Annotated in this window: 23 protein-coding genes; 18 read left to right on the top strand and 5 right to left on the bottom strand. The window is 71.9% G+C overall.

What is annotated here, in order from left to right:
* The first annotated feature begins 22 nt into the window (after nucleotides 1-22).
* Nucleotides 23-1,579 carry a signal recognition particle protein gene (gene ffh / locus AB0D67_RS06815; protein WP_362930716.1) on the top strand — a complete coding sequence of 519 codons (1,557 nt, stop codon included), beginning with the start codon at nucleotides 23-25 and terminating at the stop codon, nucleotides 1,577-1,579.
* A 317-nt stretch (nucleotides 1,580-1,896) separates the two neighbouring features.
* On the opposite strand, the gene AB0D67_RS06820 is transcribed toward ffh, so the two are convergent.
* Entirely contained in the window at nucleotides 1,897-2,163 is a 267-nt protein-coding gene (locus AB0D67_RS06820) for a hypothetical protein (protein ID WP_362930718.1), read from the bottom strand.
* A gap of 268 nt (nucleotides 2,164-2,431) precedes the next feature.
* Between AB0D67_RS06820 and rpsP the strand changes: the two genes are divergently transcribed.
* The 12 genes from rpsP to dprA all read left to right on the top strand — a co-directional run bounded on the left by rpsP (nucleotide 2,432) and on the right by dprA (nucleotide 11,606).
* Nucleotides 2,432-2,917 carry a 30S ribosomal protein S16 gene (rpsP, locus tag AB0D67_RS06825; protein ID WP_362930720.1) on the top strand — a complete coding sequence of 162 codons (486 nt, stop codon included), beginning with the start codon at nucleotides 2,432-2,434 and terminating at the stop codon, nucleotides 2,915-2,917.
* A 1-nt stretch (nucleotide 2,918) separates the two neighbouring features.
* Nucleotides 2,919-3,161: an RNA-binding protein gene (locus AB0D67_RS06830; protein ID WP_362930722.1), complete on the top strand. Its 243-nt coding sequence runs from the start codon at nucleotides 2,919-2,921 to the stop codon at nucleotides 3,159-3,161.
* A 125-nt stretch (nucleotides 3,162-3,286) separates the two neighbouring features.
* Nucleotides 3,287-3,802: a ribosome maturation factor RimM gene (rimM, locus tag AB0D67_RS06835; protein WP_362930724.1), complete on the top strand. Its 516-nt coding sequence runs from the start codon at nucleotides 3,287-3,289 to the stop codon at nucleotides 3,800-3,802.
* A 13-nt stretch (nucleotides 3,803-3,815) separates the two neighbouring features.
* Nucleotides 3,816-4,583, top strand: a complete 768-nt coding sequence (gene trmD / locus AB0D67_RS06840; RefSeq protein ID WP_362930726.1) for a tRNA (guanosine(37)-N1)-methyltransferase TrmD — start codon at nucleotides 3,816-3,818, stop codon at nucleotides 4,581-4,583.
* 303 nt (nucleotides 4,584-4,886) lie between these two features.
* Entirely contained in the window at nucleotides 4,887-5,240 is a 354-nt protein-coding gene (rplS, locus tag AB0D67_RS06845) for a 50S ribosomal protein L19 (RefSeq protein WP_362930728.1), read from the top strand.
* 168 nt (nucleotides 5,241-5,408) lie between these two features.
* Nucleotides 5,409-6,281 (top strand): signal peptidase I, encoded by an 873-nt coding sequence (gene lepB, locus AB0D67_RS06850; protein ID WP_362930730.1) that lies wholly within the window; start codon nucleotides 5,409-5,411, stop codon nucleotides 6,279-6,281.
* Between the two features lie 129 nt (nucleotides 6,282-6,410).
* A complete protein-coding gene (gene lepB / locus AB0D67_RS06855) occupies nucleotides 6,411-7,106 on the top strand; it encodes a signal peptidase I (protein WP_362930732.1) in 696 nt (231 codons plus the stop codon).
* Between the two features lie 94 nt (nucleotides 7,107-7,200).
* Nucleotides 7,201-7,857, top strand: a complete 657-nt coding sequence (locus tag AB0D67_RS06860; RefSeq protein ID WP_362930734.1) for a ribonuclease HII — start codon at nucleotides 7,201-7,203, stop codon at nucleotides 7,855-7,857.
* Between the two features lie 39 nt (nucleotides 7,858-7,896).
* Nucleotides 7,897-8,220: a DUF2469 domain-containing protein gene (locus AB0D67_RS06865; RefSeq protein ID WP_026215037.1), complete on the top strand. Its 324-nt coding sequence runs from the start codon at nucleotides 7,897-7,899 to the stop codon at nucleotides 8,218-8,220.
* 120 nt (nucleotides 8,221-8,340) lie between these two features.
* Nucleotides 8,341-8,694, top strand: coding sequence for a YraN family protein (locus AB0D67_RS06870; RefSeq protein WP_362930737.1), 354 nt, complete (start codon nucleotides 8,341-8,343; stop codon nucleotides 8,692-8,694).
* A 48-nt stretch (nucleotides 8,695-8,742) separates the two neighbouring features.
* Nucleotides 8,743-10,347, top strand: coding sequence for an ATP-binding protein (locus AB0D67_RS06875; RefSeq protein WP_362930739.1), 1,605 nt, complete (start codon nucleotides 8,743-8,745; stop codon nucleotides 10,345-10,347).
* Nucleotides 10,344-11,606 carry a DNA-processing protein DprA gene (gene dprA / locus AB0D67_RS06880; RefSeq protein WP_362930741.1) on the top strand — a complete coding sequence of 421 codons (1,263 nt, stop codon included), beginning with the start codon at nucleotides 10,344-10,346 and terminating at the stop codon, nucleotides 11,604-11,606. Before AB0D67_RS06875 ends, dprA begins: the two co-directional genes overlap by 4 nt.
* Before the next feature lie 255 nt (nucleotides 11,607-11,861).
* On the opposite strand, the gene AB0D67_RS06885 is transcribed toward dprA, so the two are convergent.
* Nucleotides 11,862-12,758 carry an NAD(P)H-binding protein gene (locus AB0D67_RS06885; RefSeq protein WP_362930743.1) on the bottom strand — a complete coding sequence of 299 codons (897 nt, stop codon included), beginning with the start codon at nucleotides 12,756-12,758 and terminating at the stop codon, nucleotides 11,862-11,864.
* Between the two features lie 272 nt (nucleotides 12,759-13,030).
* A complete protein-coding gene (locus AB0D67_RS06890; protein ID WP_362930745.1) occupies nucleotides 13,031-13,387 on the bottom strand; it encodes an AraC family transcriptional regulator in 357 nt (118 codons plus the stop codon).
* 302 nt (nucleotides 13,388-13,689) lie between these two features.
* Here AB0D67_RS06890 and AB0D67_RS06895 point away from each other — a divergent pair, with 302 nt between their 5' ends.
* Nucleotides 13,690-14,244 (top strand): GNAT family protein, encoded by a 555-nt coding sequence (locus AB0D67_RS06895; RefSeq protein WP_362930747.1) that lies wholly within the window; start codon nucleotides 13,690-13,692, stop codon nucleotides 14,242-14,244.
* Between the two features lie 44 nt (nucleotides 14,245-14,288).
* Here the strand turns inward: AB0D67_RS06895 and AB0D67_RS06900 are convergent, their stop codons facing one another.
* Both AB0D67_RS06900 and AB0D67_RS06905 read right to left on the bottom strand, forming a co-directional pair.
* Nucleotides 14,289-14,942, bottom strand: a complete 654-nt coding sequence (locus AB0D67_RS06900; RefSeq protein WP_362930749.1) for a peptidoglycan DD-metalloendopeptidase family protein — start codon at nucleotides 14,940-14,942, stop codon at nucleotides 14,289-14,291.
* A gap of 252 nt (nucleotides 14,943-15,194) precedes the next feature.
* Nucleotides 15,195-16,472, bottom strand: a complete 1,278-nt coding sequence (locus tag AB0D67_RS06905; RefSeq protein WP_362930751.1) for an MFS transporter — start codon at nucleotides 16,470-16,472, stop codon at nucleotides 15,195-15,197.
* A 67-nt stretch (nucleotides 16,473-16,539) separates the two neighbouring features.
* Between AB0D67_RS06905 and AB0D67_RS06910 the strand changes: the two genes are divergently transcribed.
* From AB0D67_RS06910 to pyrH, 4 genes are all read left to right on the top strand, one after another.
* Nucleotides 16,540-17,169: a winged helix-turn-helix domain-containing protein gene (locus tag AB0D67_RS06910; protein WP_362930753.1), complete on the top strand. Its 630-nt coding sequence runs from the start codon at nucleotides 16,540-16,542 to the stop codon at nucleotides 17,167-17,169.
* Between the two features lie 377 nt (nucleotides 17,170-17,546).
* Nucleotides 17,547-18,512 (top strand): 30S ribosomal protein S2, encoded by a 966-nt coding sequence (gene rpsB, locus AB0D67_RS06915; RefSeq protein WP_362930755.1) that lies wholly within the window; start codon nucleotides 17,547-17,549, stop codon nucleotides 18,510-18,512.
* Nucleotides 18,513-18,625: 113 nt separating this feature from the next.
* The gene (tsf, locus tag AB0D67_RS06920; protein WP_362930757.1) at nucleotides 18,626-19,459 is read left to right on the top strand and encodes a translation elongation factor Ts; all 834 of its coding nucleotides are present in this window, start codon (nucleotides 18,626-18,628) and stop codon (nucleotides 19,457-19,459) included.
* A 123-nt stretch (nucleotides 19,460-19,582) separates the two neighbouring features.
* Nucleotides 19,583-20,281, top strand: coding sequence for a UMP kinase (pyrH, locus tag AB0D67_RS06925; protein ID WP_218911649.1), 699 nt, complete (start codon nucleotides 19,583-19,585; stop codon nucleotides 20,279-20,281).
* Nucleotides 20,282-20,423: the final 142 nt, after the last annotated feature.

Here is a 20,423-nt window from a genome sequence, read left to right on the forward strand (position 1 = left end):
AGCGCAGAGGCTGGCCAAACACGTGTTCGAGACGCTTTCCGACCGGCTCACATCGGTCTTCTCCTCCCTCCGTTCCAAGGGTCGGCTGTCCGAGGCCGACATCGACGCCACGTGCCGCGAGATCCGCATCGCGCTGCTCGAGGCCGACGTCGCCCTGCCCGTCGTCAGGACGTTCGTGGCCCAGGTCAAGGAGCGTGCCCGCGGTGCCGAGGTCTCGCAGGCCCTCAACCCGGCCCAGCAGGTCGTCAAGATCGTCAATGACGAGCTGATCGAGGTCCTCGGCGGCGAGACGCGGCGTCTCCGCTACGCCAAGAACCCGCCGACCGTCATCATGCTCGCGGGCCTTCAGGGCGCCGGAAAGACCACCCTGGCCGGCAAGCTGGCCCGCTGGCTGCGCGACCAGAACCACGTGCCGCTGCTGGTCGCCGCCGACCTCCAGCGCCCCAACGCGGTCCAGCAGCTCGCCGTCATGGCCGAGCGCGCCGGCGTGGCGGTCTACGCCCCCGAGCCGGGCAACGGCGTCGGCGACCCGATCGCCGTGGCCCGCCAGTCGATCGACCACGCCAGGCGGCAGCAGCACGACGTCGTCATCATCGACACCGCCGGCCGCCTGGGCATCGACCAGGAGCTGATGAAGCAGGCCGCCGACATCCGCGACGCGGTCTCGCCCGACGAGGTCCTGTTCGTCGTGGACGCCATGATCGGCCAGGACGCCGTCACCACGGCCCAGGCGTTCATGGAGGGCGTCGGCTTCGACGGCGTCGTGCTCACCAAGCTCGACGGCGACGCCCGGGGCGGCGCCGCCCTGTCGGTCCGCCACATCACCGGCAAGCCGATCATGTTCGCCTCCACCGGTGAGAAGCTGGAGGACTTCGACGCCTTCCACCCGGACCGGATGGCCTCCCGCATCCTCGACATGGGTGACATCCTCACCCTCATCGAGCAGGCCCAGAAGACCTTCGACGAGGCCGAGGCCGTCAAGATGGCGGGCAAGCTCACCTCGGGTGAGGGCTTCACGCTGGAGGACTTCCTCGAGCAGATGATGATGGTCCGCAGGATGGGCCCCATCAAGAACCTCCTCGGCATGATGCCCGGCATGGGGCAGATGCGCGACCAACTCGACCAGTTCGACGAGCGCGACCTCGACCGCATCGCCGCGATCATCCGTTCGATGACCCCGGCCGAGCGCGAGAACCCGAAGATGATCGACGGCTCCCGGCGGGCCCGCATCGCCAAGGGCTCCGGCGTGACGGTGACCGAGGTCAGCGGCCTGGTCACCCGCTTCTTCGACGCCCAGAAGATGATGAAGCGGATGGCCGGCGGAATGGGCCTCCCCGGCATGCCCGGCGGCCGCAAGGCCAAGGCCGCGCAGAAGAAGGCCGGCAAGGGGCGCCGGGTCAGCGGTGACCCGCGCAAGGCGGCCCTCGGCAAGAAGGCATCCGGCGGGGCCGACGGCAAGGTCCCCGGCGGCGCCCTCGGCAACCTGGGCGCCGGGCAGCTCCCCGGTCAGCTTCCGCCGGGCCTGGAACTGCCGCCGGGCTTCGACCCCTCCAAGTTCAAGTTCCCGGGCCAGAAGTGAGCGACGGCCGGGACGGTGGCGGCTTCCACGGGCGCGCCCGGTGGATCTGGGTGGTCATCATTCTCGGTTTCATCGCGATGGCGACGCTGGAGCTCCTCGGCCTCGGCCCCCGGTAGCGGGCCGGACCACCGGTGAGGAAGGGGGCGGCGGGGGAGACCCGCCGCCCCCTTCCGGTTCCGGCCCTCAGCGCTCGTGTTCAGGCCCCCGGCCCCCGGCGCTCCGCGCTCGGCGCTCGTGCCCGGAGGCCGGCGGACCACCGTGAGGTCTTTCCGCGCCGAGGGTCCGGCGGGCGGACGGCCGTACGGCGGCATCCGCGCTCAGGATCCGGCGGGAGGACGGTCGTACGGCGTCATCGCCAGCGTCAGCAGCACCCGCAGCAGCGACGGCAGGTCGTCCGCCGGCGCGGCCGGCCGTACCGGGGCGGCGCCGGGGGCCGCGGCCCGGACGACCGCGTGGTCCCACCGGCCCCCTCCGGCCGGGGGCGCCTCGCCCGCGGGGGAGGCGGCCCGCATCGCGAGCACGGCGCCCAGCACGGCGATCGACCCGGCGGCGGTGAGCGTCAGAGATCTCAGGGTGGTTGCCACGGCGGCCATTTAGCGCAGCGGCGGGCCCGTCCGGCACGGCGGACACACGCGGATTACCGACTCTTGCCCCGGGCTCGCCGTACGGGATGGCCCTTTGGGGCCGGGCACCCCCGCGGGTCTGGCACAATGACATGTTGGAACACCGTGACCCTGTGGGTGCCCTCTCACCCCCGCGCGGCACGGCCTGTCCCTTGAACGGTCTTCTCCTCGTGCCCCACTCGATGAGATGCCGCTCACCCACGCTTTCGAAGCAGGAGAGACCACAGCAGTGGCAGTCAAGATCAAGCTCAAGCGGCTCGGCATGATCCGCAACCCGCAGTACCGCGTCGTCGTCGCCGACAGCCGCACCAAGCGTGACGGCCGTGCGATCGAGGAGATCGGCCTGTACCACCCGAAGGAGCACCCCTCGCGCATCGAGATCGATGCCGAGCGGGCGGCCTACTGGCTGGGTGTCGGCGCGCAGCCGACCGAGCCGGTGCTGAAGCTCCTCAAGCTCACCGGCGACTGGCAGAAGTTCAAGGGCGAGCCGGCTCCGGCCCCCCTGAAGGTCGCTGAGCCCAAGGCCGACCGCCACGCCGCCTACGAGGCCGCGGCCAAGGAGGCGCTGTCGCTCGACGCCGCCGCCGCCACCACGCCCAAGAAGAAGGCATCCAAGGCCGCCAAGGCCGAGGAGCCCGCCAAGGCCGACGAGGCCGCCGCTGAGACCCCGGCTGAGCCGGCGGCTGCGGCGGAGAAGCCGGAAGGCGAGGCCTGAGGTGCTTGAGGAGGCCCTCGAGCACCTGGTGAAGGGCATCGTCGAACATCCCGGCGATGTCCAGGTTCACGCCCGTCGCATCCGCAGCGGCCGTGTGCTCGAGGTCCGGGTCCACCCCGACGACCTCGGCAAGGTCATCGGTCGCGGTGGCCGCACGGCCAAGGCTCTGCGCACGGTCATGAACGCGCTGGGCGATGGCAAGTACGTCCGGGTCGACCTCCTCGACCTCAACGAGGCCCGTTAGGTCCCGCTCGCACCGAGCGGGACCCAGCGGTGAACGCATATCGAGCGAACGGGCCACCCGCCCAGCGTGGGTGGCCCGTTCGCCTGTCATCACACGAACCACTTGGAACCACTTGGGAGGCGGGCGTGCAGCTTGTCGTAGGCCGGATCGGCCGGCCGCACGGGCTCCGCGGCGAGGTGTCCGTGGAGGTGCGCACCGACGACCCGGAGAGCCGTTTCGCCCCGGGATCCGCCCTCTCCACCGACCCGGCGTCCGCCGGCCCGCTCGTCGTGGAGTCCCGGCGGTGGCACTCGGGGATCCTGCTGGTGAGGTTCCTGGGAGTGGCCGACCGCGACCGGGCCGAGGAGCTTCGCGGCACCATGCTCGTCATCGACTCGGAGGAGATCCCGCCGTCCGAGGACCCCGACGAGTTCCACGACCACCAGCTCATCGGCCTCGCGGTGGTCACCCCCGGCCGGGAGCGGGTCGGCGAGGTGACCGACGTGCTGCACCACGGCCAGGACCTCCTGGTCGTGCGGCGTGACTTCGGCGACGTCTACGTCCCGTTCGTCAAGGCGCTCGTCCCGGTGGTCGACCTGGACGAGGGCATCCTGGTCGTGGACGCCCCCGAGGGCCTGCTCGACCCCGACGCGGCCGTCTGACGGCCATCCGGACATGCGCATCGACATCATCTCGATCTTCCCCGAGTACTTCGCCCCGCTCGGCGTCTCCCTCATCGGCAAGGCACGCGAGCGCGGCATCCTCGACGTCCACCTCCACCAGCTCCGCGACTGGGCCCACGACGTGCACCGCACCGTCGACGACACGCCGTACGGCGGCGGCCCCGGCATGGTCATGAAGCCCGAGCCGTGGGGGGAGGCCGTCGACGCGGTCCTCGCCGCCGACCCGGACGCGCGGCCCAGGATCATCGTGCCGACCCCCAGCGGGGTGCCGTTCACCCAGCGCCTGGCGATGGACTACGCCGCCGAACCCTGGCTGCTGTTCACCCCGGCCCGCTACGAGGGCATCGACTCCCGGGTCATGGCCGAGTACGGCTCGCGCCTGCGCGTGGACGAGGTGAGCATCGGCGACTACGTGCTGGCCGGCGGCGAGGCGGCGGTGCTGGTGATGGTCGAGGCCGTCGGCCGGCTACTGCCCGGCGTGCTGGGCAACGCGCGCTCGGCCGTGGACGACTCCTTCGCGCCGGGGGAGATGGAGAACCTCCTCGAAGGCCCCGTCTACACCAAGCCGCCGGAGTGGCGGGGGCACCGGGTCCCGGAGATCCTGCTCTCCGGGCATCACGGGAAGATCGCCCGGTGGCGGCGGGACGAGGCGCTGCGCCGTACCGCCCGGAACCGGGCCGAGCTGCTGGCGGCGCTCGACCCCGAGACCCTCGACAAGCACGACCGGCGGCTCCTGACGGAGCTCGGCCTGCTTCCCTGAGGGGCCGCGGCCGGTTCCTCAGTGTCCGTTTCGCCCGTTCCAGGTCGTCCGGCCGGTTCCGCGTGATCGTTCCGTGTGGTCATGTTGGTTGATTTCCGGTCGGTCGCCGGGATATGGCAGACTGAAGCGTTGCCGCCGACTGCCTGCAGGTCGGCGCGCTGTCGGGCAGACGGTCCGGCTCCGCGGAAACAGGCGCGGAGGCGGGCACAGACGCATCCATTCCAGTACGCGTGTCCACCGCGACGCCGCCTCACCGCGGCCGGGTGAACCTCCGCGTGCTCGCTCAGATGAGGTACCACTGTCATGCACACGCTGATCAGCGAGCTTGAGAAGTCCACGCTCCGTTCCGACGTCCCGGCCTTCCGCCCCGGTGACACGCTCGAGGTTCACGTCCGAGTGATCGAGGGCAACCGCTCCCGTGTCCAGGTCTTCAAGGGCTTCGTCCTGCGCCGCCAGGGCGGCGGCGCCCGCGAGACCTTCACCGTCCGCAAGGTCAGCTACAGCGTCGGCGTCGAGCGCACCTTCCCGGTGCACAGCCCCGTCATCGAGAAGATCGTCCTGGTGACCCGCGGTGACGTCCGCCGCGCCAAGCTGTACTACATGCGTGACCTGCGCGGCAAGGCCGCCCGCATCCGCGAGAAGCGCGAGAGCCGCTGACGCCTCGCTGCGTCTCCGGCGTCTCCGGCGTCTCCGGCCCGCGTCCCCTCACCGGGGAGGCGGGCCGTTCGCGTCCGTACAGGCTTGACCGCCTTTGAGGAAACGCATGGCATGAGGTAACCGGACTGGCGAACGTCCGGCCCCATCCATCATTTAGGCTCATCACCGATGAGTAGCGAAGACCGGGAGTCCGGCGCAGCCTCGCGTCGACCTGTCGAGGACGAGGTGCACGTGGTCGCCGAAGACACGCAGAAGACCGCCAAGGGTGACGAGGGTAAGAAGAAGGGCTCCTTCTGGAAGGAATTGCCCATCCTGGTCGTCGTCGCACTGGTCCTCGCACTGGTGATCAAGACCTTCGTGGTCCAGGCGTTCTACATCCCCTCGGAGTCGATGGAGAACACCCTCCTGGTCAACGACCGCGTCCTGGTGAACAAGCCGGTCTACCGGATCCGCGACATCGAGCGGGGCGACGTGGTGGTGTTCTCGGGCGTCGACTCCTGGGACGGCGAGGTGGAGATCCCCGAGCCGTCCAACCCCCTGTCGGCGGCCCTCCACTGGGTCGGCGGCGTGTTCGGCATGGTGCCGAACGAGAAGGACTACATCAAGCGCGTCATCGGCGTCGGCGGCGACACGGTCGAGTGCTGCGACGTCAAGGGCCGGGTGACGGTCAACGGCGTCCCGCTGGACGAGAAGACCTATCTCTACCCCGGTGACGTGCCCTCGCGGGAGCCCTTCAAGGTCAAGGTCCCCGCGGGACGGCTGTGGGTGATGGGCGACCACCGCTCGGTCTCCCTCGACTCCCGTTCCCACCTGGGTGACCCCGGCGGCGGGACGATCCCGGTGGACAAGGTGATCGGCCGTGCGTTCGTGATCGTCTGGCCGTTCTCCAGGGCGAAGGTCATCTCGATTCCGGACACCTTCGGCCAGCCGGGCCTCCAGCCGGTCGCCGCGGCGGCCGTCGGGGCCACCCCGCTCCTGGGCGGGTTCGCGCTGGCCACCCCGCTGCTGCTCTGGCGCAGGCGCAGGCGCTCCCGGAGCTGACGGCCCCTTCGGGGCACGGGGACCGTACGGGGTCCGGGTGCCCTCCACCCGGCGCGGACGGCCTTTCCGGGCCTTTCCGGGTGGGGAAGCCGCGCGTCCCCGGGGGCCGGTGGCCTTACCCTCATGATTGTGGAACCTGACAGCGAAACGGCGAAGTCCGGCGAAGACGCACCCGGGGAGGCGACCGGGGAGGGCGCGGCCGGGGACGGCGCGAAGGCCGGGACGGGTGTGGCCGGGGACGGCGCGAAGGAGTCCTCCGGCAAGGGCGGCGGCCTGCGCGAGTCGATCCTCCTGATCGCATCCGGTGTGGTGGCGGCGCTGCTGCTGCACCTGTTCGTGATCGAGTCCTTCTCCATCCCGTCGGAGTCGATGGAGAACACCCTGAAGGACGGCGACCGGGTGATCGTCAACAAGCTGCACGGCGAGACCGAGCGCGGCGACGTCGTCGTCTTCACCGGCTGGCGGGACGAGTACACGATCAAGAGGGTCATCGCGGTCGGCGGGGACACGGTCAGGTGCTGCGACGCCCAGGGGCGGATCACCGTCAACGGTGTCCCGCTCGACGAGAAGGCATACCTGCACCCGGACGACTTCCCCTCGGGGCAGAAGTTCGAGAAGGTCGTGCCGGAGGGGCGGCTGTGGGTGATGGGCGACCACCGCTCCGCCTCGGCGGACTCCCGCTCCCACGAGAAGCAGCAGGGTGAGGGCACGATCTCCGAGGATCAGGTCGTCGGCCGCGCCTTCGCGATCTACTGGCCGTTCTCCAGGGCCACCGTGCTGTCGACCCCCGGCACCTTCGCCCGGACCTTCACCGGTACGCGATAGCGGTACCGAACGGGCCGCACAGGGCGTAACCTCTGCCCATGGTCGCTATGTCTGCCGCGGTGCCGTGACGGGCGCGCTCCGTCCCGCACCCTGTGTGGTCCGGCGCGACTCGGGGCTGTACGGCTACGAGCGGGCCCTGGAGCGTCGAGGGCTGGGGCCGGTGGCCGGGGTCGACGAGGCGGGCCGGGGCGCCTGTGCGGGGCCGCTGGTGGTCGCCGCCGTGGTGCTCGGCCGCCGGATCGACGGCCTGGGCGACTCCAAGCTCCTGACGGCCGCCCGCCGGGAGTCCCTCTACGAGCGCATCACGGCGACCGCGAAGGCGTTCGGCGTGGTGGTGATCCCCCCGGCCGAGATCGACACGCGCGGCCTCCACCGCTCCAACATCGAGGGCATGCGCCGTGCCGTCGCACGGCTGCCGTGCGCCCCCGGCTACGTGCTCGTCGACGGTTTCGCGGTCCCCGGCATGTCAGCGCCGTCCCTCGCGGTATGGAAGGGCGACCAGGTCGCGGCCTGTGTCGCGGCCGCCTCGATCGTGGCGAAGGTGACCCGTGACAGGATGATGATCGCCCTGCACGAACGTCACCCGGATTACGGTTTCGCCGCGCACAAGGGGTATGGGACCGTGAGCCATCGCCGGGCGCTGGAGAGACACGGCCCGTGCCCGGAGCACCGGTTCTCCTTCGTCACGGTGGCGAGGGCGGGGCCGGGGCGGTCGATGGGCGAGAATGAAGTGGGGGCCGGTGTCGCCTGATCGGGCGGGCCGGGCAAGGCCTTTAACAGGAGGACCGGTATGAGCGCAGAGGATCTCGAGAAATACGAGACCGAGATGGAGCTGCAGCTTTACCGCGAGTACCGTGACGTCGTCGGGTTGTTCACCTACGTCGTCGAGACCGAACGGCGCTTCTATCTCACAAACTCCGTCGACCTGGACGTCCGCACCGCCGAGAACGGCGACGTGTTCTTCGACGTGAAGATGCAGGACGCCTGGGTGTGGGACATGTACCGCCCGGCGAGATTCGTCAAGAACGTCCGCGTGGTCACCTTCAAGGACGTCAACGTCGAGGAACTCGCCAAGGCGGACCTCGAGATGCCCAAGGAGGGCTTCTCCGGCTGACCCCGGCTCCCGGGGGTTGTCCACAGGCGCGCCCGGTGCCCGTCGTCTGTCCACAGAACCGCGTTCGGTCCTCCGGGGCGAGGCCGGATTGGGCGAAGGTCTGGAACCGGAGGTGGTTCCATGGCCGCGAAACACGAGCTGGGCCGGTACGGCGAGCAGATCGCCGTCGACTATCTGCTGGCTCAGGGCATGCAGATCCTGGATCGCAACTGGCGGTGCCCGGACGGAGAGATCGACGTGGTCGCCCGGGAGGGGCGGGCGCTCGTCGTCGTCGAGGTGAAGACCCGTTCAGGTCAGAGCCACGGCACCGCCTTCGAGGCGGTGACCGAGGCCAAGCTGGCCCGCCTGCGCCTGCTGGCGGTCAGATGGCTGAGGGCCGGGCACCGGCGGTTCGAGTCGATCCGCGTCGATGTCGTGGCGCTGGAGCGGTTCGCCGGAGACTTCGCCATCCGGCACGAGCGGGGGGTGTGCTGAATGCGCACCACGCCGTCGCGCGCCGTCCGTCACCGGGGGGTGATGTGAGTGGCCGTCGCGCGCACCCGCTGCGTCGCCCTGATCGGGGTGAGCGGCCATCCCGTCGACGTCGAGGCCGATGTCGGAGCCGGCGTGTCGGGGCTGCACCTGATCGGCATGCTGGACACCGCGCTGAGCGAGGCGCGTGACCGCGTCCGCTCCGCCGTGGTCAACAGCCGCCACCCCTGGCCCGACACGCGGATCACCGTCAGCCTGTTCCCCGCCAGCCTGCCCAAGCGGGGGAGCCTGTTCGACCTCGCGATCGCGATCGCCCTGCTCGCGGCGGCGGGGGTCGTGCCGGCCGCCAAGGTGGCCGAGCCGTTCTTCCTCGGCGAGCTCGGCCTCGACGGCTCGGTGCGGCCGGTGCGGGGTGTGCTGCCCGCCGTCCTGGCGGCCGTCGCGGCGGGGGCCCGCACCGTCGTCGTCCCCGCACGCAACGTCGCCGAGGCGTCTCTCGTGCCGGATGTGACGGTGGTCCCGGTCGCCGCCCTTTCCGACCTGGTGAAACTCCTGCGCGGCGACGGGCCGCCGACTCCGGGAGGCGTCGCAGGCGAGGCGGAGGACACCGGGGGCGACAGGGGCCACAGGGGCGGCGCAGGTGACATGGGCGACGCGGGCGACATGGGCGACACGGCCGGCGGGCCGGGGGGCATCGCCCCCGACCTGGCCGACGTCGCCGGTCAGCCCTTCGCCCGCCGCGCGTTGGAGATCTGCGCGGCCGGAGGACACAACTTCTGGATGCTCGGCCCGCCGGGCACCGGCAAGACGATGCTCGCCGAGCGGCTGCCCACCCTGCTGCCGCCCCTGGAGCGGGACCAGGCGCTGGAGGTGACCGCCATCCACTCCGTGGCGGGCGTCCTGCCTCCCGACCGCCCGTTGCTGACCCGCCCGCCCTTCGTCGCGCCCCACCACACCGCGACCGTCGCGGCCATCGTGGGCGGGGGAAGCGGGGCGGTCCGTCCGGGCGCCGTCTCGATCGCCCATCGCGGCGTGTTGTTCCTCGACGAGGCCCCGGAATATCCCGCGAGCGTTCTCGACTCGCTCAGGCAGCCCCTCGAGTCGGGCCGGGTGACGGTCTCCAGGGCGCAGGGCACGGTCACGTTCCCGGCCCGGTTCATGCTCGTGCTGGCCGCCAACCGCTGCCCGTGCGCGCGCCCGTCCCGGCCGGACGACCCGTGCCGGTGCTCCCCGGCGGCCCGCCGCCGCTATCTCGCCAGGCTCTCGGGCCCGCTGCTGGACCGCATCGACGTCAAGGTCACCCTCTATCCCTCGACCCGGCGGGAACTGCTCGCCGACCGGCGGTTCACCGAACCGAGCCGGGTGGTGGCCGAGCGGGTGCTGCTCGCCCGCGAGCGCGCGGCCAGGCGCCTGGCGGGCACGCCCTGGCGTTGCAACGCAGAGATCCCCGCCCGGGCGCTGCACACCGTCTACCGTCCCGCGCCGCCGGCGATGGCCCCGCTGCTCACCTGCCTCGACAGCGGCGCGTTGAGCGCGCGGGGGCTGGACCGGGTGCTCCGGCTGGCCTGGACGCTCGCCGACCTCTCCGGGAAGGCCGGTCCCGAGGTCGCCGAGACCAACGCCGCGCTCGGTCTGTGGCTGGGGGAGGAGCGGTGAACGACAGGCTCGCGCGGGTCACGCTGATGCGGCTGGCGGAGCCCGGCGACACGCTGATGGGCGGGCTGGTGGCTTCGCTGGGCGCGCAGGAAGCGGTGGCGCGGGTGCGCGCCGGCCACCCGGACCCGGCGCTCGTCCGTCTGCTGACCGGTGGTGACGGCGGAGTCGGCGGTGACGGTGGTGACGACGATGACGCCGGAGGCTCCGCCGGGGGTGCCGGTGGGAGCGGGACGGGCGGGTCGCGGGAGGAACGGATCGCGGGCCGGCTCGGGCGCGCGTTAGCCTCCTGGTCGGCCCGGCTGGAACCGGCCGACCCCCGGCGGGACCTGGCGGAGGGGGAGCGGAGCGGGGCCCGGCTGGTGATCCCCGGCGACCCGGAATGGCCCACCCAGCTCGACGACCTGGGGCGGAGCCGCCCCTACGCCCTCTGGCTCCACGGCGACGCCGACCTGCGATTCTCCTGTCTGCGTTCCGTCGCGATCGTGGGCTCGCGGGCCGTCACGCCGTACGGCGCGCACGTGGCGGCGGAGTTCGGCGCCGGGCTGAGCGGGCGCGGCTGGAGCGTCGTCTCGGGAGGCGCCTACGGCGTCGACGGCGCGGCCCATCGGGGGGCCCTCGCCGGAGACGCGCCGACCGTCGCGGTGCTCGCCTGCGGCGCCGACGTCGCCTACCCCAGCGCGCACCACCAGCTCTTCGCCGCCGTGCGCGCCCACGGCGTGCTGGTGAGCGAGTGTCCCATGGGCTCCCATCCGACCCGGCCGCGGTTCCTGATCCGCAACCGGCTCATCGCAGCGCTGTCCAGGGGCACGGTGGTCGTGGAGGCGGCCGTGCGCAGCGGGGCGCTCAGCACCGCCAGGCACGCGCTGTCACTGAACCGCGTCCTCGGGGCGGTGCCCGGGCCGGTGACGTCGGAGACGTCGGCTGGATGCCACCGGCTGATCCGGCAGGGGGCGGCAGTCTGTGTCACCACCCCCGAGGAGGCGGTCGAGCTCACCGGCGCGATGGGAACCGACCTGGCCCGTGAGCCGTGCGGCCCGGTGCTGCCGCGTGACGAGCTGGAGCCCGAGACCCGACGGGTGCTGGAAGCCGTGCCGGCCCGGGGTGGAGCCGGGCCCGCGGCGATAGCGGTGACGGCGGGCGTCGGCATGGACACCGCGCTGTCCTGCCTCGGCGGCCTGGCCGCGGCCGGCTACATCGAGCGGGTCGCCCGGGGCTGGCGCCTGCGCCCGGAGGGGCCGCGGAGCCCTTCCGGGCGGTGAGGCGGTGAGGCGGTGAGGCGGTGACCGGGATCCGGACAGGACCGGCGCCCGTCATACGCCGGGAGCGTCCGTGGCAGCGACTCCGTCGCCCGGCATGCCCGGTGTCCGTCATACGCAGGGTGCGTCCGTGGCAGCGACTCCGTCAGCCGGCCGGATGCCCGGTGTCCGGCATACCCGGGCGTGCCCATGGCAGCGACTTCGCCGGCCGGCCGCATGCCCGCCATGCGCCGGACACGCTCCGCGGTGATGGCTCCCTCATCCGGTCGCGTCGAGGGCGGGCCGGAGCTCGGCCCAGGCCCACGCTCCGAGCGTCGTGTCGGTCGTGGTCACGGGGGTCCGTGGCTGTTCGGGAACGAATCCCTCACGCAGCCCGGCGGACATGCCGATGACGGCTTCGGCCTGTGTCCGGGACATGCCGGCCTGCGCCAGTGCGGCGCGCATGTCGTCGTCGCCGACGCGGTGGGCGGTGACCGCGCGGCCCAGGACACCGCCGACCACGGCCAGCGCGTCGTCCCAGGACAGGTCCTCCGGTCCGTGCACGGCCTGCACCCGGCGTCCCGGCCGGCCGGTGCGCAACAGCAGCGACGCGGCCACCACGGCGATGTCGGCCGGCGCGACCCAGGCGAACGGCTCGTGGGTGGGCAGGAGCACATTCACGGTGCCCGAGCGGATGGCGTCGAGCTCGAACAGCAGGTTGCTGTAGAAGTAGCCGCATCGCAGGTGGGTGACGGCGAGGCCGGTGTCGTCGGTGACGATCCGGTCCAGCGTCTCTTCGACACGGGCCAGCCCGTCGATCTCCCCGGCGCCCTTGCGGAGCTCGGCGCCCACACTGCTCTGCAGGACGGTACGCGGGATGCGGTTCCCGGTGATCGCGGCGGCGACGGCCTCGCCGACCTCGGCGTACGCCGCGACGGGGTCGTCGGCCTCGCCGGGCGGCACGACGAGGTACAGCGCGTCGATGTCGCGGGTCGCCTCGGTGACGGCCGTGGTGTCCCGCAGGTCGACTTCGCGGGCGTCGACGAGGTCGCCCCAATTCCCGCGGGCCTGTTCGGGGTGGCGGCTCAGCAGCCGCGGGCGGACACCGGCGCGGACGAGATGCCGGGTCAGGAAGCGGCCGACGTTGCCGGACGGTGCGGTAATGGCGATCTCCATGGTTTCGACCATAGGAGGAGACGCGGCCGGAACCTGTCCGCAATCACACCGGGCCGTGATCGGACGCCGGGGACGACGTGACCCCGGAGATTGCTCGGACGGGATCCGACGCCGGCGGATGGTGCGATGTTCCCGCGGGCGGATGTTCAGGCCCGCAGGGCGTGACACCACGGCGAGAATCCTGTCGCGTCCGTACGGACGGACGCCCGGGAACCCGGACGGCGGCGCCTCACGAAGGCCGACGGCCGTCCCCGCGCGGGCGGACGCCCGCCCTACGGGGAGCACGACGGCAAGCGCGTCCGCCGGCCGTCCCCGCGCGGGGCCGAAGGATCTTCGCCGGTCACATAGCGAGCGGGCGTGGTTCCGATGTGCCGGACGAAATGCCGGTTCAGGTGCGCCTGGTCATGGAATCCCACACTCGTGGCCACTTCGGCCGGCCGTTGGCCGTTCAGCAGGAGCCGGCGCGCCCGCTCGATGCGCCGGCCCGTGAGGTAGGCGTGCGGTGGCAGGCCGTACGTCTGCTTGAAGCAACGGATCAGGTGGGTCGGGTGGCTCCCCAGGATGACGGCGGCCTCGCGGAGCGGCAGGCCCGTCTCGACTCGGGCGTCCAGCAGCTCGCGCAGCCTCACGGCCAGACGATGTGCCTCACGGCCCGGACGGCGGGGCCGCAGCGACTCGAGATGGAACCGCAGCCTCTCGGTGACGAACGACAGGCGGGATTCGGCCTCGAACACCTCACCGGTGACGCGGGAGGCCCGATGACCAGGGTCGCCGAATCCCTCGATTAGCGGGCACCGTACTCCGTCACCCGCCTGTGCGTTTCCGGGTCCGCCCTTGCTCCGGCGACCCAGGGACCGTCCGGCGCCGGGGCATCCGGGGGCCCGGGTGTGCGAGGGTTCCGTCGTTCTCCGTGACGAAAGGTCGTGAGCCGATGCGGAATCTGATCACCGCCCGTCTGGTGCTCGTCCCCTGGGAGCACCGTTTCCTGGACGATCTCGTCCGGCTGTCCGCCGACGAGCGGGTTATGAGGTTCGTCGGCAGCGGGCCGTGGGACGGGCGGTACGCCGGCGAACGGCACGAGTCGGCCCTCGGACAGTGGGCGACGCATGGGTTCGGGATGCGTGCCGTCACGAGCGCGGACGACGGAAGGTTCCTTGGCCTCGTCTCCCTGGGCGAGTCCCGGGCCACCGGATTCGAGACGCCTGTCTTCGAGATCGGCTGGTGGGTGGACCCGGCGGAGTGGGGACACGGAATCGCCACCGAGGCGGCGGCGTCGGTCCGGGACGAGGCGTTCAGCCGGGTGGGGGCGAGGTCGATCGTCGCCTGCTTCCACCGCGACAACACCGCCTCCGAACGCATCATGGCCAAGCTCGGAATGAGCCCTCACGGGGATGTCATCGACCGGTACGGCGAGCCCGCCCGGATGTACGCGCTGACCCGTGCCGAATGGGAACGTCTCGGATCTCCGAAGCCCCTGAGTCCCTGAGGTCGTGATCGTCGGGTGGGGGTGCGCGGCCGGGTGCGGCGGGGTCACCGGTCCCGGCGCGCGGGCCGGACCGGCAGCAGCCGTACCCGTCCCCGGCCCAGCAGGAGCAGCGGGTCGAGGTACAGCCAGTCACGGAGCAGCCCCCAGTGCAGGCAACCGGCGGGGCAGTGACCGGGGACGTCCTGGAGGGTGCCGATCACCTGGCCCCGCTCCACGGTCTGGCCGTGCCGTACCGAGGGGGTGACGGGGAGATAGGTCGTCCGCAGACCGCCGTCGTGGAGAACGGTGACCACGCCCCGTCCGGCGAGCGGCCCCGCGTAGCCGACCGTGCCGGCGCCCGCGGCGCGGACCTCCGTGCCGGGTGGTGCGGCGAGGTCGGTTCCCCGGTGCCCGGCCAGCCAGGGCCGCGCCGGGGGCGCGAACTCCCGGAGCACACGGAGCCGCCCGGCGAGCGGCCGGCCCCACCGGGGAGAGGGTTCGACGTTCCCGGGGCGGGGCGAGGACGGCGTCTCCGGGCGGGGTGAGGACGCGGCTTCCAGGCGAGGGGAGGGCCGGCGGGAATCGGGCCGGGAGGCGACGGCTTCCAGGCGGGTCGTCCGATCGCCCCGGTCCGGGGCTGGAGGACCTGCGGCTCCCGACGAGGTGAGCAGCAGCGCCGGCAGCAGGAGATGTGTCCCGAAGACGCGGAAGGAGCTCATCCGCCCAGGATGGGGATCACTGCGAGGGCGGGGCCGGGCCGAACACGGTTCTGTGGACGACCGGCGTGCGCTCCCGGACGGCACGCGTCCTCGGGGAGGCGCGATGTCCCGGGCGGCACGTGTCGCCGGGGAAGCGGTTCCGGACGGCACGCGTCCTCGGGGAGGCGGCGCGACGTCATGGGCGGCCCGTCTCACCGGGGAAGCGGTCCGAAGCGGTCCCGGACGGCACGTCTCATCGGGGACCATCGGGGATCATCGGGAAAGCGGCGCGGGGGAGCGGCGCAGCGGGGAGAGCCAGACCAGCGGGATGGCGAGGAGCACGATGCCCGCCGCGCCGCACCACAGCACCGAGCGCAGGCCGAACAGCTCGCCGGCCACGCCGCCCGCCAGGCCGCCCGCGGCGACGACGCCGTGGATTCCGAAGGTCATCGTGGCGTTGACCCGGCCCCGCAGTTCGGCGGGCGCCTCCCGGAGGGTGATGGCCCCCATGGAGGTGGAGAAGGCGACGATCGCCGCGCCGCTGACGAGCCCGCTGGCCGCCATGACGGCGAACCTGGCCCAGACCGGCCCGGAGGCGAGCGCCGTCACCACGTAGTCGAGCGGGAACAGCAGCATCGCGTAGCGGAGGATGCGGTTCTCGCCCACCCGTCCGATGAGGCGCGCCGCGGCCAGGGCGCCGAGCAGGCCGCCCACACCGAAGCACGCGCTGACCGCGCCGACCATCCCGGCGGGCAGGTCGAGGACGGTGACGGCGTAGAGGACGAAGATCGCCATGTACGCGCCGCCGAAGAAGTTGATCGCCATCCCGGAGCCGCAGAGCGCGCGGAGCGCGGGGTCCGCCGTCACGGCGCGCAGGCCCTCGCGGATCTCGGCCCACATGCCGCGAGGGACCGCGGGCACGTGCTTCTCCGGGGCCCGGATGCCGCGGATCAGGAACGCCGAGGCGAGGAAGGACAGCGCGTCGGCGAGCAGGGCGAACGGCGCGGTGGCGATCTGGACGAGCAGGCCGGACAGGCTCGGGCCGCCGATGATCGCCAGTGAGGTCGCCGACTGGAAGCCGGCCAGCGCCTGGGGCCGCCGGCTCTCGTCGACCACGGCGGTGACGTGCGGGAAGCTGCACGCCCGGAAGAGCACCGAGCAGAGGCCGACGGTGAACGTCACGGCGATCAGCCACGGCACGGTCAGCCATCCGGCGAGCCAGGCCACCGGGACCGTGGCGGTCGCCGCCGCCGCCGTCACCTCACAGCCGATCATGACGGGCCGGTGCCGCCGCATCCGGTCGGCCAGCGCGCCCGCCTGGAGCCCGGCCAGCAGGTAGGGGAGGGAGCCGGCGGCGGCGAGCACGCCCATCTGCGCGGGGGAGGCGCCGAGGAGGGTGGCGGCGGTCAGCGGTACGGCCAGCCGGGAGACCTCGGCGCCGGTCTCGGAGACGGCGCGCGCCGAGAGCAGCAGCCGGTAGTCGCGCTGCCGGCGAAGGGGGACGGGGCGAGGTCCGGAGACGGCGTCGTCGATCTGAAGGGAATGCTTCACATCTGTGAAAGTAATCCTTCACAGATGTGAAGGCAACCCTTCAGACCTGAACGGGTACGGTTTCCCCATGACCCAGGAGGCGCGCAGGCAGCTCACCGACCCCGTGGCGATGCGGGCGCTCGCCCACCCCGCGCGGCTGGCGATCCTGAACCGGCTGCAGGCCGAGGGGCCCGCCACCGCGACCGAGGTGGCCGAGGTCGTCGGCGTCACGCCCAGCGCCGCCAGCTACCACCTGCGGATGCTCGCCAAGTACGGCTTCGCCGAGGACGCGCCCGCACGCGGCGACGCCCGGGAGCGCGTGTGGCGGCACAGCCCCGGCGGCATGGTCCTCAGTCCCGAGGCCGGCGACCCGCCGGAGGTGCGTGCGGCCAAGGACCTGCTCATCAAGGCCGTGCGCGACCACGCCGCCGACGAGGCGACGCGCGCGCTGGCGAGCTTCGACCGCGAGCCCGCCGAGTGGCAGGAGGCGTCGATCTTCTACCGGACCGCCCTGCTGGTGAGCGCCGAGGAGCTCGGGGAACTGCACCGGCGGATCGACGAGCTGCTCGACCCCTACTCGATCAACAGGCGTGACCGGGCGGAGGCCCCGCCCGGCGCCCGGGTGGCCGAGGCGCAGGTGAACCTCTTCCCCCGCGCCGAGCGGCGCCCGCACGGACTCCCGCAGGAGGGCACGCACCCCGGCCCCCTCGACGGGTAGGCCTTTCTCGTCCGCTGGCGCGGCGGCCGTCCCCTCGCGGGAAGGGGCCGTTCGCCGTCTCCGAGCCCCGTCCCGATCCCCTTCGCGCGACTCCCTCGCAGGCGGGGGCCGTTCCCCCGCGTGCCGGGAGGCGGTTCCCCGTGGGCGGTCAGGATGGCTGACGCGCCGAGGTCGGGCGGAGGTCCGGCTGAGGGTACACTTTTCGATGGCCTGCACCACGCGGGCCGACTTCGCATGTCCCGCTGAGAACCGTCTCCCCCGGTCCGGGTGAGAGCCCGGCTGGAGCCGGTTCGGGACATCAGGGCGGTGGCCGAGGGCCACCGCGTCAACCGAGAACAGCGCCCAGCGATGGGTGCCCCGACCTGGAGGACAATCACATGTCCACCCCCGTCGTCACCATGCGACAGCTGCTCGAGAGCGGCGTTCACTTCGGCCACCAGACTCGTCGCTGGAACCCGAAGATGAAGCGCTTCATCTTCACCGAGCGCAACGGCATCTACATCATCGACCTCCAGAAGTCGCTGTCCTACATCGACAGGGCCTACGACTTCGTCAAGGAGACCGTCGCCCACGGCGGCACGATCATGTTCATCGGCACGAAGAAGCAGGCGCAGGAGGCCATCGCCGAGCAGGCGGCCCGCGTCGGCATGCCGTACGTCAACCAGCGCTGGCTGGGCGGCATGCTCACCAACTTCTCCACCGTGCACAAGAGGCTCCAGCGTCTGAAGGAGCTCGAGGAGCTCGACTTCGACAACGTCGCCGCCTCGGGGCTCACCAAGAAGGAGCTCCTCATGCGTCGCCGTGAGAAGGAGAAGCTCGAGCGCACCCTCGGCGGTATCCGCGACATGGCCCGCGTTCCGAGCGCGGTGTGGGTCGTCGACACCAAGAAGGAGCACATCGGGATCAGCGAGGCCCGCAAGCTCAACATCCCGGTCGTCGCGATCCTCGACACCAACTGCGACCCGGACGAGGTCGACTACCCGATCCCGGGCAACGACGACGCCATCCGCGCCGTCGGCCTGCTGACCCGTGTCGTGGCCGACGCCGTCGCCGCCGGTCTCATGGCCCGCGCCGGCGCCAACCGCGGTGACGACAAGCCGGCCGTCGCCGGTGGCGCCGAGCCGCTCGCCGAGTGGGAGAAGGAACTGCTCGCCGGCGGTGAGAGCGAGGCCAAGGCCGAGGCCGCCCCGGCCGCCGAGGCCGACGCCGAGGTCGAGGCCCCGGCCGCCGAGGCTGAGGCCCCGGCCGCCGAGGTCGAGGCTCCGGCCGCCGAGGCTGAGGCTCCGGCCGCCGACGTCGAGGCTCCGGCCGCCGAGGACGGCGCCGAGGGCGAGAAGGCCTAGTTCTCATCTCGTACGGTTCGCCGTACGAACCCGCAAGGCTCTTTTCGGGTGGGCGCGCCTCCTTCGGGGGGTGTGCCCACCCGGTCCACGACGATTCCGACGAGGAAAAGACAATGGCTTCCGTGAACATGGCCGACGTCAAGCGGCTTCGCGAGCTGACCGCCGCCGGCATGATGGACTGCAAGAAGGCTCTGGAGGAGTCCGCGGGCGACTTCGACCGCGCCATCGAGATCCTGCGCCTCAAGGGCGCCAAGGACGTCGGCAAGCGCGAGGCCCGCACCGCCTCCAACGGCCTGGTCGCCCTGAAGCAGGACGGCGACTCGGCCGCCGCGCTGCTGGAGCTCAACTGCGAGACCGACTTCGTGGCCAAGGGCGAGCGCTTCCAGGAGCTGGCCGCCCAGGTCGTCGAGCACATCCTGGCGTCCCGCCCGGCCGACGTCCCGGCCCTGCTGGAGTCGGAGTTCGACGGTAAGACCGTCAAGACCCACCTCGACGAGGCCAACGCCGCGCTGGGTGAGAAGATCGAGATCCGCCGCTTCGCGGTTCTGGAGGGCGGCTACGTCGGCGCCTACATGCACAAGACCGACCCGCAGCTCCCGCCGGCGGTCGGCGTGCTCGTGCAGCTCGACGCCCCGAACGCCGAGGTCGCCAAGGACATCGCCCAGCACGCCGCCGCGATGGCTCCGAAGTACCTCAACGCGGACGCCGTCCCCGCCGACGTCATCGAGAAGGAGCGCGCGCTCTTCGAGGAGATGACCCGCGAGGAGGGCAAGCCCGAGGCCGCCATCGGCAAGATCGTCGACGGTCGCATCAACGGCTGGTTCCGTGACTTCACCCTGCTGCAGCAGGCGTTCGTCAAGGACAACAAGAAGTCCATCGGCAAGTACGCCGACGAGAACGGTGTCAAGGTCGAGGCCTTCGTCCGCTTCAAGGTCGGACAGGCTTAGTCTTAACCCAGCTTCTCTCAGCCACAGCACTACAACGAGGAGGCCGCCGTCGTGCAGGAGAACTCAGAATCCGCTACGTCGGCGGTTTCTTCGTATTCGGGTCCGCTCCGCTGGAAGCGGGTCATGCTGAAGCTGTCGGGCGAGGCGTTCGCCGGCGGGGAGCCGCTGGGCATCGACCCCGGGGTCGTCGGCCACCTGGCCGACTCGATCGCGGAGGCCGTCCGTAAGGGCGTGCAGGTCGCGGTCGTGGTCGGCGGCGGCAACATGTTCCGCGGCGCGGCCCTGTCCGAGCGCGGCATGGACCGCGCCCGGGCCGACTACATGGGCATGCTCGGCACGGTGATCAACTGTCTGGCCCTCCAGGACTTCCTGGAGAAGCGGGGCATCGACACCCGTGTCCAGACGGCGATCACCATGCAGCAGGTCGCCGAGCCCTTCCTGCCCCGTCGCGCCATCCGCCACCTGGAGAAGGGGCGCGTGGTCATCTTCGGAGCCGGGCTCGGTTCGCCGTTCTTCTCCACCGACACCTGCGCCGCGCAGCGCGCGCTGGAGATCGGTGCCGAGGCGCTGCTCAAGGGCACCCAGGTGGACGGCGTCTACGACGACGACCCCCGGAAGAACCCCGACGCCGTACGGTTCGACCACCTCGAATATGGTGAGGTCCTGACCCGTGGCCTCGGTGTGATGGACGCCACGGCCATCAGCCTCTGCATGGACAACGGCCTGCCCATCGTGGTCTTCGACCTCATGGGTGAGGGCAACATCCTGCGGGCGGTGCGTGGTGAGAAGATCGGCACGCTGGTGAGTCCGGCAGGGAAATAGGGAGCGAGCCTGACGAGCGAGCGGAGCGGTGCGCGACGCAGGAGTGTCCCGCGAAGTGAGTGAGGATGGTGAGTGACCCATGAGCGGGGAGCGAGCCTGACGAGCGAGCGGAGCGGTGCGCGACGCAGGAGTGTCCCGCGAA

Source organism: Streptosporangium sp. NPDC048047, assembly GCF_040653115.1.
Taxonomy (GTDB): Bacteria; Actinomycetota; Actinomycetes; order Streptosporangiales; family Streptosporangiaceae; genus Streptosporangium.